Annotated in this window: 16 protein-coding genes; 7 read left to right on the forward strand and 9 right to left on the reverse strand. The window is 71.6% G+C overall.

The genetic code is table 11. The annotated features are described in order from the left end of the window. Positions 1-149 precede the first annotated feature (149 nt). The gene (locus E4099_RS33655; RefSeq protein ID WP_209446639.1) at positions 150-311 is read right to left on the reverse strand and encodes a hypothetical protein; all 162 of its coding nucleotides are present in this window, start codon (positions 309-311) and stop codon (positions 150-152) included. A gap of 184 nt (positions 312-495) precedes the next feature. Between E4099_RS33655 and E4099_RS16940 the strand changes: the two genes are divergently transcribed. Then, positions 496-1,098 carry a cysteine hydrolase family protein gene (locus tag E4099_RS16940; protein ID WP_135339907.1) on the forward strand — a complete coding sequence of 201 codons (603 nt, stop codon included), beginning with the start codon at positions 496-498 and terminating at the stop codon, positions 1,096-1,098. A 10-nt stretch (positions 1,099-1,108) separates the two neighbouring features. Further along, complete coding sequence (locus tag E4099_RS16945) at positions 1,109-2,017, forward strand: GlxA family transcriptional regulator (protein ID WP_135339908.1); 909 nt, start codon at positions 1,109-1,111, stop codon at positions 2,015-2,017. A gap of 381 nt (positions 2,018-2,398) precedes the next feature. Here E4099_RS16945 and E4099_RS16950 read toward each other — a convergent pair whose 3' ends face one another. Next, positions 2,399-2,860, reverse strand: coding sequence for a MarR family winged helix-turn-helix transcriptional regulator (locus E4099_RS16950; protein WP_135339921.1), 462 nt, complete (start codon positions 2,858-2,860; stop codon positions 2,399-2,401). 181 nt (positions 2,861-3,041) lie between these two features. Here E4099_RS16950 and E4099_RS16955 point away from each other — a divergent pair, with 181 nt between their 5' ends. After that, on the forward strand, positions 3,042-3,716 hold the full coding sequence (locus E4099_RS16955) for a nitroreductase family protein (protein WP_135339909.1): 675 nt from the start codon (positions 3,042-3,044) through the stop codon (positions 3,714-3,716). A gap of 286 nt (positions 3,717-4,002) precedes the next feature. Then, positions 4,003-4,734 carry a FadR/GntR family transcriptional regulator gene (locus E4099_RS16960; protein ID WP_135339910.1) on the forward strand — a complete coding sequence of 244 codons (732 nt, stop codon included), beginning with the start codon at positions 4,003-4,005 and terminating at the stop codon, positions 4,732-4,734. 329 nt (positions 4,735-5,063) lie between these two features. Here the strand turns inward: E4099_RS16960 and aspA are convergent, their stop codons facing one another. From aspA to E4099_RS16980, 4 genes are read right to left on the reverse strand one after another with little or no spacing between them, the layout of a single operon-like run. Further along, entirely contained in the window at positions 5,064-6,476 is a 1,413-nt protein-coding gene (gene aspA, locus E4099_RS16965; protein WP_135339911.1) for an aspartate ammonia-lyase, read from the reverse strand. Between the two features lie 47 nt (positions 6,477-6,523). Further along, entirely contained in the window at positions 6,524-7,555 is a 1,032-nt protein-coding gene (locus E4099_RS16970) for an asparaginase (protein WP_135339912.1), read from the reverse strand. Next, positions 7,552-9,009 (reverse strand): amino acid permease, encoded by a 1,458-nt coding sequence (locus E4099_RS16975; protein WP_135339913.1) that lies wholly within the window; start codon positions 9,007-9,009, stop codon positions 7,552-7,554. Before E4099_RS16975 ends, E4099_RS16970 begins: the two co-directional genes overlap by 4 nt. Next, entirely contained in the window at positions 9,006-9,509 is a 504-nt protein-coding gene (locus E4099_RS16980) for a FadR/GntR family transcriptional regulator (RefSeq protein WP_135339914.1), read from the reverse strand. Before E4099_RS16980 ends, E4099_RS16975 begins: the two co-directional genes overlap by 4 nt. An 823-nt stretch (positions 9,510-10,332) precedes the next feature. On the opposite strand from E4099_RS16980, the gene E4099_RS16985 reads away from it, so the two are divergent. Beyond that, on the forward strand, positions 10,333-10,800 hold the full coding sequence (locus tag E4099_RS16985; protein ID WP_135339915.1) for a hypothetical protein: 468 nt from the start codon (positions 10,333-10,335) through the stop codon (positions 10,798-10,800). Positions 10,801-11,030: 230 nt separating this feature from the next. On the opposite strand, the gene E4099_RS16990 is transcribed toward E4099_RS16985, so the two are convergent. Then, positions 11,031-11,510 carry an NUDIX hydrolase gene (locus E4099_RS16990; protein ID WP_135339916.1) on the reverse strand — a complete coding sequence of 160 codons (480 nt, stop codon included), beginning with the start codon at positions 11,508-11,510 and terminating at the stop codon, positions 11,031-11,033. A gap of 179 nt (positions 11,511-11,689) precedes the next feature. On the opposite strand from E4099_RS16990, the gene E4099_RS16995 reads away from it, so the two are divergent. Next, positions 11,690-12,889: an O-antigen ligase family protein gene (locus E4099_RS16995; RefSeq protein ID WP_135339917.1), complete on the forward strand. Its 1,200-nt coding sequence runs from the start codon at positions 11,690-11,692 to the stop codon at positions 12,887-12,889. A 182-nt stretch (positions 12,890-13,071) separates the two neighbouring features. On the opposite strand, the gene E4099_RS17000 is transcribed toward E4099_RS16995, so the two are convergent. Together E4099_RS17000 and E4099_RS17005 are read right to left on the reverse strand one after the other, a co-directional pair. Next, positions 13,072-13,632 carry a hypothetical protein gene (locus tag E4099_RS17000; protein WP_135339918.1) on the reverse strand — a complete coding sequence of 187 codons (561 nt, stop codon included), beginning with the start codon at positions 13,630-13,632 and terminating at the stop codon, positions 13,072-13,074. A gap of 109 nt (positions 13,633-13,741) precedes the next feature. Continuing rightward, the gene (locus E4099_RS17005; protein WP_135339919.1) at positions 13,742-14,533 is read right to left on the reverse strand and encodes a glutamate racemase; all 792 of its coding nucleotides are present in this window, start codon (positions 14,531-14,533) and stop codon (positions 13,742-13,744) included. 150 nt (positions 14,534-14,683) lie between these two features. Here E4099_RS17005 and E4099_RS17010 point away from each other — a divergent pair. Next, positions 14,684-15,479, forward strand: a 796-nt coding sequence (locus E4099_RS17010) for a glycosyltransferase (protein WP_135339920.1), incomplete at its 3' end; no start/stop codon positions are given.

Below are 15,479 nucleotides of genomic sequence, written 5' to 3' on the forward strand. Positions count from 1 at the left end.
GGGCGGATTCGGTGGTGGGGCCGGGTGTGGTGGGCAGGCTCATGGCGGGCAGCCTAGGCAGCGGGCGCGGCAGGGCCGATGTGGCCCGGCCCCATACTTCCACCGCTCCCGGCGGGTGGCGGCCCTACTCCCCGGCGGACGAACGGTGCTCAGCCGATCCGCGTGCGCAGGTGCTCCAGCGCCGCTTTCAGCGCGTCCCCGGCCGCGACGGCCAGGTCGGGCTCGACACCGACGCCTTCCCGGTTGGTGCCGACGAAACCGGCGGTGATCTGGGCCAACGCGGCTTCGAGTATCTCGTGATGGGGCGTCATGCGCGGGAGTATGGATACGGGTCGGAGCCGTCCCGGGAGACCGAGGACCGGGGACCGGGCGGCCGTCTGATGGCCGAGTTCCTCTGCCGAGCGAGGCGACCGCGGTGTCGGCTGACCGGATCGACCCGCTTCGGGACCCGATGCGGCCTGTCGCCGGCCCGTCCGCACGGCCGAGGCTTGGGGCATGACCCGAGCACTGATCGTCATCGATGTCCAGGAGTCCTTCCGCGCCCGTCCGCTGTGGGAAGCGATTTCCGACCCGAAGATCGCCGACAAGGTGAACCGACTGGTCCGGCTGGCCCGGCGGGCCGGGGACCTGGTGGTGTGGGTCCTGCACTCCGAGCCCGGGAGCGGCGGTGTCTTCGACCCGGCCCTCGGGCACGTTCGGCCGCTGGAGGAGCTGGAGCGGCGGGAAGACGGCGAGCTGCTGATCCACAAGTCCTCGCACAACGCCTTCACCACCACCAACCTGGAGCAACTCCTCAGCGGGCGCGGGGTCCGCGAACTCACCCTCTGCGGCATCCGCACCGAGCAGTGCGTGGAGACCACCGCTCGCATCGCGAGCGACCTCGGCTACCTGGTCACTTTCGTCATCGACGCGACCGCCACCAACCCGATCCCGCACCGCGACGCCCCCTCCGGCCAGAGCCTCGCCGAACTGCTCGCCGACCCTCGTACCCTGCCCGCCGACGAGGTCATCCGGCGCACCGAGTACGCCCTCGCCGGCCGCTTCGCCACCATCGCGACGGTCGACGAGGTGGAGGCCGCGGCGGATCTTCCGGCATGATGACCGAATAGTGAGCCACGTCGTCTTCTTTCTGGTGCCCGGAGTCCACCTGCTGGACTTGGCCGGCCCCGCACAGGTCTTCTCCACCGCGGCCGACTTCGGGCACTCCTACACCCTCACCTATGTCGCCGAGCGGTCGCAGGTCCCCACCGCTCAGGGACTGCCTCTGGTGACCGGGCTCGACTGGCCCGAACTCGGGCCCGAGGACCTGATCCTGATCCCCGGATGGCGGGCCGGCACCCTGGCCGACTCGCCTGCCATCGCCGAAGCCTCGCTGAAGGTCCTGCGGGACCACCACACCAAGGGCGGGACGGTGGCCAGCGTATGTGCGGGCGCGGAGGCGCTCGGGCGGGCGGGCCTGCTCAAGGGCCGCCGCTGCACCACCCACCACGACGTGCAGGACGAGCTGGCTCTGCGCCACCCCGGAGCGGTCGTCGTCCGCGACGTTTTGTTCACCGCCGACGACCGGGTGATCACCTCGGCCGGCATCGCCAGCGGCATCGACCTGGCCCTGTACCTCGTCGCCGGCCGGCATGGGCCCGCCGTCGCCGCCCGGGTAGCCCGGGACATGGTCATCTACGCCCGCCGCAACGGCCACGAGCCGCAGTCCAGCGCGATGTTCCGGCATCGGTCCCACCTCGATGACACCGTGCACCGCGTCCAGGACGTCATCGACACCCGCTTCGACCAACGGCTGCCGCTGCCCAGCCTGGCCTCGGCTGTCGGAGTCAGCGAACGTACCCTCACCCGGCTCTTCAACCGTGCCACCGGCCTCACCCCGCTGCGCTACCAGCAGACCCTGCGCCTGGAACGCGCCGAGCACCTCATCAGCCATGGCGCCACGGTCGAGGCTGCCGCCCGCTCGGTCGGCTTCGAGGACGCGCGCATGCTGCGCCGCCTGCGCGCCCGCGCGGCCTGACGACGGCCGGTGGAGCCGTCCCGTGGCGGCCCGGCCCAGCGGCGCGCTTTCCTCGACCGATTCGCCGGCCAGCGCGTTCCCCCTGCGTCGCCGTGGAGGCCTGCCTGGCCCTCGCGCTTGGTCGCGATGGTGCCGTTCGTGGCAGCCTGGGACCGGGTCGGCCCGTACGCCGCCGCCCCGTGCATGCCGTCCGCCGTCAGCCGGATCTACGCGCCGGTTGCGTCACAGACAGCTGGGTGACTCCGCCCTGAGCAGCTCCCAGGCGCACTGAGCCGGCCGACCAGGTCACCGTACGAGATCATTTGAGGGTGCCGTCGTTCGCCGACCCGAACACGCACCCCCAGCGCAGTGCCCGGAGGCGCTTCCCCCGGCCGAACTACCTCAGGTGTGGAGCCGCAGGAGTTTGGCGAGCAGGGCGGAGAGTTGTTCGCGTTCGGCTGGGGTGAGGTCCGCGAAGGTGTCGTCGAGGAATTCGGGTACCGCGCCCTCGGCGCGGGCGAGGAGCCGGCGGCCTGAGTCAGTGATGGTGACGGCGTAGGCGCGGCGATCGCCCGCGTCGCGTTCGCGCCGTACGTGCCCCGCCTGCTCCAGGCTGTCGCAGATGCCGACCATGACGCTGCGGTCGATGCGCAGTTGGTCACTCAGGGCCCGCTGCGAGCTAGGGCCGACCTTGGCGAGCATCTTGAGCACCAGATGCTGCCCGACGCCGATCCCGGACTCGTTCGCCCTGGCTTCTGCGGCGCGGGCGACGACGGTCGAGGCGCGGCACAGCGCGATGTCCAGGCGCTCCGCGGCGAGCGTCGGAAAGTAGCCGGCCTCGCGGTCTGCGGTCTTGGGCGGCATGCCCACCTCCTTTGCGTGTGCGGTGGCCACGCGTCAACCCTACCAAGAATTCATCTGCCCTCAGATTGTTTGCGCACCACTCACCAGATTTGTATGCTCGCCAATCATCTGGCGACAGATAATCTGCGGATAGATGGCACGACGCCCACTGACCCCTACCACCGAAACAGAGGAAGCGGCTGTGACACTGGACCTGACCCCAGACCAGCTTCTGTCGACCACCCGCGCCGTACGCAAACGCCTTGACCTGGACCGCCCGGTCCCGCGCCGCCTGATCGAGGAGTGCGTGGACTTGGCCACACAGGCGCCGACCGGCCGCAACAGGCAGCGCTGGCACTTCCTCGTCGTCACCGAACCCGCCCAGCGGCGGGCCGTGGCCGACATCTTCCTGCGCGCCCTACCACTGGCCACCGGACACCCCCTGACCGAACGCGACGCGTGGCGCATGAACTACCACCCCGGCTCCACCGAGCGTGTTTTCGACGGCCTGCGCCATCTGGCCGCCAACATCCACCGAGTGCCCGCCTTCGTCATCCCTGGGGTGGAAGGACGCACCGACCACGCTCCGGTGACCGTGCAAGCGGGGGCGTGGGGCTCGATCCTGCCGGCGGTGTGGAGCTTCATGCTGGCCGCCCGGGCACGCGGCCTGGGCACCACCTGGACGACGGCACAAGGGCCACTGGAGCGGGAGCTGGCCGAGGTGCTCGGCGTTCCGCACGACGACATCATGCTGGCCGCGTTCATCCCGCTGGCTTACACCATCGGCACCGACTTCAAGCCTGCCCGCCGCGTCCCCCTCGAGCACGTCCTGCACTGGGACCGATGGGAACAGCGCTCCGCCGGGCCCACGCGGTAGCGCGCCCCTGCTCTCGCCGCCCGCCGCACGTCACGCGGTTCCTCCCCATCGGGCCCCGTCCTCCGCTGAGCGGCGGGGCCCGGGCACGACTGGCCCCCGGTCGAGGGCGAGGCGCTTGTCACGGTCGTGGCGACCGATCGCTGCCTGTGATCCAGCGAGGGATCGATTCTCTGACCGTGTGGGCTCGGCCGGGGATCTGGAGGGTCCACCGGGAGCGCCGTGCTTGGACCGATTCGCCGACGCCGGTGTCTTGACACCCTGCCCGGGCAGCCCTCAAGATCACCCCGTGAACCTGTCAGGCAGCCGGGTAGGAGAGCCGATCCCGCGGCGCGTCAGCGCGACGGAAGCGGTGTTCGGCTACCTGCGCGGCGCCATCGAGCGCGGTGAGTACTCCGTGGGCGAGAAACTTCCCTCCGAAGCGGAGTTGTGCCGCATCCTGGAGGTCAGCCGGCCCGTGCTGCGGGAGGCGCTCCGGGCGCTCCAGGCCATGGGGCTGACTGTCTCCAAGACCGGCAAGGGAACCTTCGTCGTGGCGAACACGGTCGAGGACCCGACCTTCGGTGACTACGCCGCCAGAGATCTGCTCGAGGTGCGTCGGCACGTCGAGATCCCGGTCGCCGGGTACGCCGCGCTGCGCCGCACGCCGCAAGACCTGGACCACCTGGCCCACCTGCTCGACCAGATGGAACGGGAGACCGACACCACGGCGTGGGTCGCGCTGGACAGCATCTTCCACCTGGCGGTTGCCCAGGCTTCCCGCAACCAGGTGTTCTGCCGGGTCATCGAGGAGATCCGTGACGCACTGGCGCGTCAGTCGGCATTCCTCACGGAGCTTGGCGGCCGGCGCGAGCAATCCAACTGCGAGCACCGGGCGATCTTCGAGGCGCTGACCGACAGTTCCGAACAGGGCGCGGTCCAGGCCATGTCCGACCACCTCTGCCGGGTCGAGACGACTCTCACCGAGATCGTGCACCCCAAGCGCGCGGGCACCCCCACGGACGGCCGAGCCGACGGGTGAGCGAGCAACGCAGCGGCTGGCCCCGGTGGACGGCAGGCGCCGGAAAGCCGTGCCGCGGGCATGGCGGGACGAACACGGTGTCGGCGGAGGTACTTCGCCCGCTTCGCCGCACTGATGTCGCTTCCCTGGCCGACCGCCATCGGGGCGGAGTACGTGGTGTTCCGGAGGCTCTTCGCCACTGATCCGGACGTCGGCGCCACCGCTCCCACCACCGCCGCCCCACCCGGAGACGCGGCCCGAGCCCCGGAGGTGAGGTGGTGCCCCTCCGGGCCGGATCCTTACCGGCCCGGAGGGCTCGGCCGACGTCCTCAGGCCGGTACGCGGCGGGATCAGAGCCGTGGCGAGCCGCTGCCGGCCACCACCTCGGGGCGCAGTAGCGCCTCCAGCCGGTCGGCCGGCAGCAGGTTCTTCTCCAGCACCAGCTCGGCGACGCCTCGCCCGGTGGCGAGGGCCTCCTTGGCTATCTCCGTGGCGGCCATGTAGCCGATATGCGGGTTGAGGGCGGTCACCAGTCCGATCGAGTTCTCCACGGCCGCCCGCAGCTGATCGGTGTTGGCCGTGATGCCCGTGACGCACCGCTGGGCGAGCGTCAGGCATGCCTCACGCAGGTGCGTGATGCTTTCGGACAGGGCGTGCAGGATGATCGGCTCGAAGGCGTTGAGCTGGAGCTGACCGGCCTCGGCGGCCATGGTGATGGTGACGTCGTTGCCGATCACCTCGAACGCCACCTGGTTGACCACCTCAGGGATCACCGGGTTGACCTTGCCGGGCATGATGCTGGAACCCGCCTGCACCGGAGGCAGGTTGATCTCGTTGAGGCCGGCGCGCGGCCCGGAGGACAGCAGCCGCAGATCGTTACAGCTCTTGGAGAGTTTGACGGCGATCCGCTTGAGCACGCCCGACATCTGGACGAACGCGCCGCAGTCCTGCGTCGCCTCGACCAGGTTGGCGGCGGTCACCAGCGGCAGTCCGGTGACCCGCGTGAGGTGGCGGCGGACGGCCTCCGCGTATCCGGCCGGGGCGTTGAGCCCGGTGCCGATGGCTGTGGCGCCCAGGTTGATCTCGTGGATCAGCTCGGCCGCCTCGGACAGCCGACTGCGGTCCTCCTCCAGCATGACGGCGTACGCCGAGAACTCCTGGCCCAGTGTCATCGGCACCGCGTCCTGGAGTTGGGTGCGGCCCATCTTCAGCACGTCGCGGAACTCGACGGCCTTGCCGGCGAACGCGTCCTGGAGCACCGTCATCGCCGCGAGCAGCCCGCGCACCGCGAAGACCGTCGCGACACGGACCGCGGTCGGGTAGACGTCGTTGGTCGACTGGCTGAGGTTGACGTCCTCGTTGGGGTGCAGGTGCCCGTAGTCCCCCTTGGGACGGCCGAGGAGCTCCAGCGCCCGGTTGGCGACGACCTCGTTGACGTTCATGTTCGTCGACGTGCCGGCGCCGCCCTGAATGACGTCGACCACGAACTGGTCGTGCAGCCGTCCGGCACGGATCTCCCGGCAGGCCTCGACGATGGCGGCCGCTTTCACGGGATCCAGCAGGCCGAGTTCCTCGTTGGCGAGGGCGGTCGCCTCCTTGACGGCGGCGAGGGCGTCGATCAGGTGGGGGTAGGCGGAGATGGGTGTCCCCGTGATGGGGAAGTTCTCCGTGGCGCGCAGCGTGTGGATGCCCCAGTACGCCTCCGCGGGAACATCGCGGTCCCCGAGCAGATCGTGCTCCCTGCGGTGGGCTGCGGTGGTCATGGGTATGGGATTCCTCTTTCCGGAACGGGTGGGATGTCGTGTGCGGGTCAGGGGGCAGGCGCGGGGGTGCCCGAGGCCAGCGCGCCGGCCGGCCGGATCAAGCCGACCGGCTCGCCGCCGCCGAGGAGGGGCGAGCCCATGAACTCCGCGAGCGGTGCCGGATCGACGCCGGCGTGGACGAGGCCGGCCGCGGTGACCAGGGCACGCGCCCGGTCGCCCCCGTCGGCGATCTTCACCGCGACGGCCTGTCCGTCCGGCAGTGCGGCGATCTGGACCGCTTCGAAGCCGTCCTTGGTGAGGAGCCCCGGTACGGCGCGCATCAGCGAGGCGACGTCGCGTCCGGAGCCGGAGGCCATCTCGGCGTGCTCCCGCATCGCGTCCGCTACCCGGGCCTCCGGGGTCCCGGCGGGTGCTGTGGTGAGCCTGGCTGCGGCCCGCGCGAGCCCGTGGAGCGAGACGGCGAACAGGGGTGTACCGCAGCCGTCGACGCTGACCCGGGCCACAGCCTGACCGGTGAACTCCTCGACGGTCGCCGCGATGGCCCGCTGGAGAGGATGGTCCGGGTCGAGGTAGTCCCCAAGCGACCAGCCATTGACCTTCGCCGTGTACAGCATGGCCGCGTGCTTGCCGGAGCAGTTCTGGGCGATCCGGGTCGGCAGCCGCCCCGCGAGGACCCAGTCGTCCCGTACCACCGGGTCGAGGGGGAGGTCCGGTACGTTGCGCAGGTCCCCTTCTCCGAGACCTGCGAGCTCAAGGACGCGGCGGGCGCCGGTCAGGTGCCGCTCCTCGCCGGAGTGGCTGGCCGCGGCCAGCGCCAGCAGCTCGCCGTCGAGCGGCAGCCCGGCCCGCAGCATGGCCACGGCTTGGAGGGGCTTCAGCGCGGAGCGCGGATAGAAGGCGGCTTCGATGTCACCGATCCGAAGCCGCACATCTCCGGTCGGACCGAGCACCACGACGGATCCGTAGTGGACACCCTCGATGACACCCTCCCGGACGAGGTGGGCGACGGGGGCGTGGGCGGGCTCGCGGACTACCGGTGCCGGCGCGACGAGCCCGACGTGCGGGGTCACCTGGCTCATGCGTCCGTTCCCGAGGAAGCGCGGGCCGTACGGTTGCGTACCCCGAACCATCCGGCGACCAGCGCCGCCACGATCAGGGGTATGCAGAGCACCGTGGTGCGGCTGGCACCTCCGTCGGCGTACATCAGCACCACGACCGAGGCGAGGAAGGCGATCGTCACGATCTCCGTCCACGGCGAGCCCGGGAGGCGGTAGGACGGCCTCGTCAGCTCCCCGCTGCGCGTCTTGCGCCAGAACAGCACATGGCAGAGCATGATCATGCCCCAGGTCGTGAGAATGCCGATGGCCGCGAGGTTCAGCACGATCTCGAAGGCGTCGTCCGGGACGACGAAGTTGAGCCCGACTCCCAGGACGCAGACACCGCTGGTGAGCAGGATCCCCCCGTAGGGGACATGGTTGCGGTTCATCACGCCCGTGAACCTCGGCGCGGAGCCGGACATGGCCATGGAGCGCAGGATGCGGCCGGTGGAGTACAGGCCGGAGTTGAGGGAGGACATGGCGGCGGTGAGCACGACGAGGTTCATCACGTCGCCGGCGGCGGGCACGCCGATGTTGGACAGCACCGTCACGAAGGGGCTCTCGTCCGCGCCGTAGCGCGTCCAGGGCAGGAGCATGGACAGCAGAACGACGGAACCGACGTAGAAAATGCCGACCCGCCACATGATCGAGTTGATCGCCTTCGGCATGATCTTCTCGGGGTTCTCGGTCTCGCCGGCCGCGACACCGACCAACTCGACGGAGGCGTAGGCGAAGACGACACCCTGGATGATCAGGAGCATGGGCAGCACGCCGTTGGGGAAGATTCCGCCGTTGTCGCCGATGAGATCCGGGCCGGGGGTGTGACCGTCGATCTGGTGCTGGCTGACCAACAGGAAGATGCCGATGAGCATGAAGACCACAAGGGCGCCGACCTTGATGATGGCGAACCAGAACTCCAGCTCACCGAAGATCCGCACCGAGATGAGGTTGACCGCCAGGACGACGCTCAACGCGATGAGCGCGATCACCCACTGGGGGATGTCGGAGAACATGCCCCAGTAGTGGGTGTAGGTGGCCACGGCCGTGATGTCGGCGATTCCGGTGGTGGCCCAGTTCAGGAAGTACATCCAGCCCGCGGTGTAGGCGCCCTTCTCGCCGAGGAACTCACGGGCGTAGGACACGAAGGCGCCCGACGACGGCCGGTACAGCACCAGCTCGCCGAGCGCCCGTACCACCAGGAATGCGAAGACGCCGCAGACGGCGTAGGCGATGAACAGGGAGGGCCCGGCGTCGGCCAGCCGCCCGCCCGCGCCGAGGAAGAGGCCGGTGCCGATGGCGCCGCCGATGGCGATCATGTTGACGTGCCGGGATTTCAGGGACTTGCTGTACCCGGCGTCGCCGGCGTCGATGTGTCCGGCCGGCCGCGCTCCGGCCGCGGTGTCCTGGGATGGCTCTTGCAGGGATCGCTCGGTCACGCCTGGCGTCCGCCTTTCGTGGGGGCCTCCGCGGGCGCGGGGCGCAGAATGTGGGTCAGGCTCGTGTGGACGCCGTCGAGGTGGTGGGACATGGATGCGGCCGCGTCGCGATCGCAGCGGTCCACCCGTGCCTCGTGGATCGCTCGTCGTTCGCGGTGGCTCTTCTCGCGGCGGCCGCCCAGGTCGTTGAGGAAGGCGGACTGGCGGGCCGGCGCGTACCGGATCTCCTCGATCACCGGATGGAACACGGGATTCCGGGACGCCTCGGCGACGGCGAGGTGGCAGAGGGTGTCCATGGCCACCCAGGCCGCGGTGTCCTGCTCCCGCTCCATGCGCTTCAGTGGATGGGTCGGATGGTCGAGGTCCTCCCGGGTGCACCGCACCGCCGCATGGCCAGCGCCCGGGATGCGGCGGCGCACCTCCAGCGGATCGCTGGGGTCGCCGACTGCGTATTCATCGCGTTCGCTCGCGTGTCGAAGGTGGGCGGGCACCGCTTCCATGGCTCTGATGCGCCAGGGTGCCCGGCCACCTGTCTGCCTGTATGACAGGTTCACGAGGTGATATTCCGGTGAACATGGGAAACATGTCAAGGGTTGATTTTCCTCTCCGTTCACCAGCGCACTGCGAGAGGTCTCGCGCACACGGCTTGGCGGGGAGCCGTTCTGTGGAGCGGGCCGGGTCAGACCGCGGACCCGTCGTCGCGGTGAGGGGCGGGAGCCGGAGCGGGCGGGTGCCCGGATACGACGCCGCGCGGGCCCGCCCGCATGAGGGACTCAATGATCTTCACGAGAGAAGCCTAGGAACGGGTCACTTCGGCACGCCCCGAACCGTTGCCGTCGCACGAGACCCGGAACAGAGTCAAGGAACGATCGTTCTTGACTGTCCTGAACCGCTGAGTACGCCTGGCGCCGATGGCGCAGCCGCGCTCGGCCGGCAGCCGGTCGACGAGCACCAGCGTGTACGTGGCGTCTGCGCGGACCGCCCCGCCCCAGTCGGCGGGAGCTGCCGCTACGCCCATAAGGACCCATCTCTGGTACGAGTGCAGCGACAGCTCTGATTCCCACCTACCGGACACGCCGACGCCGGACGACACGAATTCCCCGACGCTCCCCGGTTTTGGTGCGGCCGGAAAGATGGATGGCAATGACACCCATTCAACGAAGGTGGCCAGAGGAAGCCACCATCCAAAAAATAGGTACATATTGTGGCGGAGATCATTGACAAGGGTGCCGCAGCGTCAAGCGATGAACGGTCCGATATCGCGAGTCTGGTGGGCGCGGCGCGAGGCAGCGCGAGAACATCTACATCGACTCCGCGGCCGGAATGGTCTCGGTTCGCCAGTACGCGGCGGGCTGGCCGGCGCTCAAGGCACCATCGGCTGGCACTCTCGAGCCCTACGGACGGATGATGCGCCTCCACGTCGTGCCGCACCCGGGCAGCACGACTATGGCCCAGGTCACAGCGCCCGACGTGGTGGATCTGTCCGCTCGCCGGCGCATGGACGTCCTTCTGGAAGACCTCTCCGACGGAAATCTCCGCCTGTGCCGACAGGTCGTCCGTGTGGAGAACACGTCGGGAAAGCACGCTGTCATGCATGCGCCACTCAAGCACTGCAAGGAAAGTGAGTGGCACGACATCCCTGCGGCGGCGATTCTCGATCCACTCTCGGCACCGCTTCCCGTCCTCAACGCCAAAGGTGAAATGACGCACACCGGCCTCGTTCGCACGTCATGGGACCGGGCAATTCAGCAGCTCGGGCTACCGGCCTGCAACCCGCACGACCTCCGCTAGAAGTGGGCAACCGTAACGCCGACCAATGGCTCGTCGCCTCACAAGGATCCCCGGGGCATCGCTCCGTCAACGTGACTGCGACCCTGTGCGGCCACCTCATTCAGGACGGCCGCGAGCGTTGCCGCCAGACCGTTCAGACGAGCTGCGCCGCACACCCCGCTTCGGCCCTGCGTCGGCCAGGCTGACGCCTTCTCCGCGAACCCCGCCGGCTCAGCCCGGCCGACGCGCTCTCACAACTCCCCGATGCCCTCGAACCACGTCGGGCCCTCCGCTGCGGCCTGCTTGATCCGACTGAGGGCGAAGTCCTCCAGGTCCGGCAGAGCATCCGGTTCGAACCAGCCCACCTCCAACGACTCGTCGTCGTTCACCCGGGCCTCGCCGCCCACCGCGCGGGCGAGGAAGCAGATGTCCATGAACTGGCAGACGTCGCCGTTGGGGTAGACGACCGGCTCCAATGCCTGCACGACCAGGACCCGTTCGGGGACGCAGCGCACCGCGGTCTCCTCGAAGACCTCGCGCACCACGGCGGCGGCCGGCTGCTCCCCCGGCTCCGGGATGCCGCCGATGATGGCCCAACGGCCGTTGTCCGCCCGGCGGCCGAGCAGCACCCGGCCGTCGTCGTCCAACACGATCGCGCTGACCCCGGGCAGGGGGAGCAGCCGGTTGCCGATATGGGTCCGCAGCGCACTGATGAAGTCGGGAGTAGCCATGCGCCTGAGGGTAGCGGCGGGTCGGGACGATCGTTCCGTGACAGCCGATTCTCACACCAGGTGTGGTATTCCCGCGCAAGTCCTCCCCAGCCGCACCGGCAGCGGTTACGGTGTCCGGCAGTTCCTGCACGCCCGGCGACGGCGTACGGTGCCCCCGCTCGCCGTGACGGGCGCCCGTCATGGATCGGGGGGCCGACGGGATGATGTCACCGGCCGTATCTCCCACCCCGCCCTCGCGCGCCCGCACCGCGAACGTGGCGGGTGCCGTGGTCCTCGGCTGCTGCGCCGGCTGGGCGCTGGTGAGCGCCACCGGGCGCACCTCCCGCCCGGAGGGCGTGCTGCTCGCGGTGCTGGCGGTGGCCGCCGGCTACGCCTGCGGGCGCATCGCCGGCAGCCTGCTGCCCGTCGCCGCGGCCGCCGCCGCGGCGCTCGGCGGCCTCGGGCTCGCCCTGCTCTCCCCGGGTGACGGCCTCTCCCCGGGTGGCGGCCCGCCGGAACGCATGGGGCCTGGCACCGCAGAACTGACCCTGGCCGCCGGGGCCGCCTGCTGCGCGGCCTGGGCGGTCCGGCCCGGCTGGCGGCGCTCGGTCCTGCACCTGCCGGCGGCCGGGGCCGCGGCGGCCGGCTGCCTGCTGGTCGGACCGGCCGCGGCTGTTCCGGTGGTGCTGGTCGTGCTGGGCTCACTGGCCGCGGGCCGCGTCCGCCGGCTGCCGGGCCTGGCCGCGCTGGCGCTGATCGCCGCGGCGGCGGCCGGCTGCTGCTGGGCGCTGGGCGCGGGCGCGCTGCCGCCCGGGCTCCTCGGCGCCTTCCAGGACCATCCGCCCACGCACCGGATCCGGCTGTGGCACCAGGCCGTGCGGCTGGCGGCGGCGCATCCGCTGCGCGGGGTGGGGCCCGGCCGGTTCGGGGAACTGACCGCCGGCGCGGCCGGGCCGGACGGCACGGCGCACTCCGCCCTGCTCCAGCAGGCCGCCGAACAGGGCCTGCCCGGAGTGGTACTGCTCGGCGCCGTCTTCGGCTGGCTGCTGTACGCGCTGTGGCGCTCGCCGCGCGCCACCCCGCTCGTGCTGGCCGCCGGGGCGGCTCTGACCGCCCTGGCGGTGGAGTCGATGGCCGGCGAGGCGCTGGGCTCTCCCCGGGTCACGGCCTGCGCCGGCCTCCTCGCGGGCCTGGCCACGGCGCGCCGCGCGGACGCCGGTGAGACGGGGGTCCGCGTGGCGGCCACGGGGGTGGGACTCCGCCCGGCGGGACCCCGGGCTCCGGAAGCGGACACCGCGTTCCGCGTGGTACGGCCCCGGAAGACACCGCACCCCGGCCTCCCCGAGCCCGGAAAGCCCGACGACCGCGACCCGGACACCGGCCCCGGACGGGCGGCCTGAACGGGGTCGGCCGCGGCCCGTGGGCCGCTCCGGAACGGTCGGGCCCGGCGCCGGACCGCGAGGTCCGCGAGGGCGAGCGGCGACCGCCCGCGCCGTATACCCCGGGCCCGGGACGAGGACGGAGTCGTACGGGGACACACCGCTCTCCGCCCTCTTCAGGGGGCGGCTCGGCGGCCCGTCCGTCAGGCCTGGGAGGTGCGGCGGGCGTGGAAGCGGAGGTGGTCCCGGACGGCCTCCACCGCGGCCTGCGCGTCGTCCACGGTGACCGTGAAGACCCGGCCGTCACCGAGCCGCAGCACCAGGCCCTCGCCGCGTCGGACGACGACCGCGGTGCCCTTCTCCGGGCGCCAGCGGTAACCCCAGCCGCCCCACTGGCAGGGGGTGACCTGGGCCACGAACTCCGCGCCCGCCACCTGGCGCAGCGGGATCCGGCGGCGCGGCACTCCGATGTGGCCGCAGCGCACCTCCAGGGCGTCGGCGTCCACTCGTACCGCCACATGGACGAAGGCCAGGGTGCCGAAGATGATCAGCAGGCCGGCGGCCACACAGCCGATCACGGACATCAGCAGCGGCACCAGGCCGGAGGCCCAGCTGGAGTCCACCGCGAGCTCGACGCCCAGCGCCACGCAGGCGGCGCCCAGCGCGGCCAGCGGCCACTGCACACGGTTGGTCGCCCGGCCGGTCCACACGGGTGGGGGAGGCTCACCCACCCCAGAAAGCAGGTCCTCGCGGTGGTCCCTCATGCGAGGAAGCGTACTCAGCCACCGGCACTCCAGCAGAGGGCTTATGGCCCGTTTCACAGTGGTTTCGTATCACTGCCATGCCGTCCGGGCGGCGCCCGCGCGCCGGAAATCAGCCCTGGAGCACCTCGGCCGGGGCGGCCAGCGAGCGGCCCTCGGCGTAGCTGAGCGCCTCCGCCGGCAGAGTGGCGGTCCGGCCGTTGAGCAGCACGGTGAGGGTGCCGGTCGGGGCGGCGTCCGGGGCCGGTTCGGCGCCGATGCGGCGCAGCGCCTGGGTGGCCACCGCGTCGGCCGAGCCGTACAGGGCCAGCGGGGGCTCCCCGGCGGGCTGGACGGCCGCCCGGATGCGGTCGGCGAGCAGCTCGTAGTGGGTGCAGCCGAGCACCAGGGCGCGCACATCGCTGGGGGTGCGGGCCGCGGCGTCGGCCACCGCGGCGTCCATGGCCTGGCTGTCGGCGTGCTCCACGGCGTCGGCCAGCCCCGGGCAGGCCACCTCGGTGACCCGCACCCCGTCGGCGAACTCGCTGATCAGTCCGCGCTGGTAGGGGCTGCCGGTGGTGGCCGGGGTGGCCCAGATGGCGACCGGTCCGCCACCGGCCGCCGCGGGCTTGATGGCGGGTACGGTGCCGATCACCGGCAGCGCGGGCTCCAGCTCGGCGCGGAGCGCGGGCAGGGCGTGCACCGAGGCGGTGTTGCAGGCCACGATGAGGGCGTCGGGGGCGAGGGCCGCGGCGGCCCGGGCGCAGCCGAGGGCGCGCTCGGTCAGGCCCTGCGGAGTGCGCGGGCCCCAGGGCATGCCCTCCGGGTCGGAGGAGAGGACGAGATCGGCGTCGGGCCGCAGCCGGTGCACCGCGGCCGCTGCCGCGAGCAGACCGATTCCGGAGTCCATGAGCGCGATCTTCACCGGGTTACGCCTCGCATCCTCGCGTCGTCCGCGCACCCCGACGGTGTGCGCAGGCCGCGGCACGCAGCGCACACGGCACCCGGCCACTTTAGTCGATGGGCTTCGCGCGTCCGGGGGCGGCAGAGGTCGCCGGTCGGGCAGACTCGGCCGATGACCGTACTGTTGTGGATCGCCGTGGCGGCCCTGGCCGTCTGGGTGTGGCTCCTGCTGGGACAGGGCTTCTTCTGGCGTACGGACGTCAGGCTGCCGGACCGCGCGGACCCGCCGTCCTGGCCGTCGGTGGCGGTGGTGGTGCCCGCCCGGGACGAGGCCGAGGTGCTGCCGCTGAGCCTGCCCTCGCTGCTGACCCAGGACTATCCGGGGCGGGCCGAGGTCTTCCTGATCGATGACGGCAGCGGCGACGGCACCGGGGAGCTGGCCCGCGAGCTCGCCGCGCGGGAGGCCGGGCGGGGCGGACTGCCGCTGACGGTGGACTCCCCGGGTGAGCCGGAGCCGGGCTGGACCGGCAAGCTGTGGGCGGTGCGGCACGGTATGGCGCTGGCCCGGGCCCGTACCGACGCGGAGTACCTGCTGCTCACCGACGCGGACATCGCGCATGAGCCGGACAGCCTGCGGGAGCTGGTGCGGGCCGCCACCAGCACCGGCGCGGACCTGGTCTCCCAGATGGCGCGGCTGCGGGTGGCGACCTTCTGGGAGCGGCTGGTCGTCCCGGCCTTCGTGTACTTCTTCGCCCAGCTGTACCCGTTCCGCTGGGTGAACCGGCCCCGGTGCCGTACCGCGGCGGCGGCGGGCGGCTGCGTCCTGCTGCGCCGGGAGGCGGCGGAGCGGGCCCGGGTCCCGGAGAGCATCCGGCAGGCGGTGATCGACGACGTGGCGCTGGCCCGGGCGGTCAAGCGGTCGGGGGCGGCCGGCGCGCCGGGGGATGGCCGGCTGCGCGGCGGGGGGC

It is taken from the genome of Streptomyces palmae, assembly GCF_004684805.1.
In the GTDB taxonomy this organism is placed as follows: Bacteria; Actinomycetota; Actinomycetes; order Streptomycetales; family Streptomycetaceae; genus Streptomyces; species Streptomyces palmae.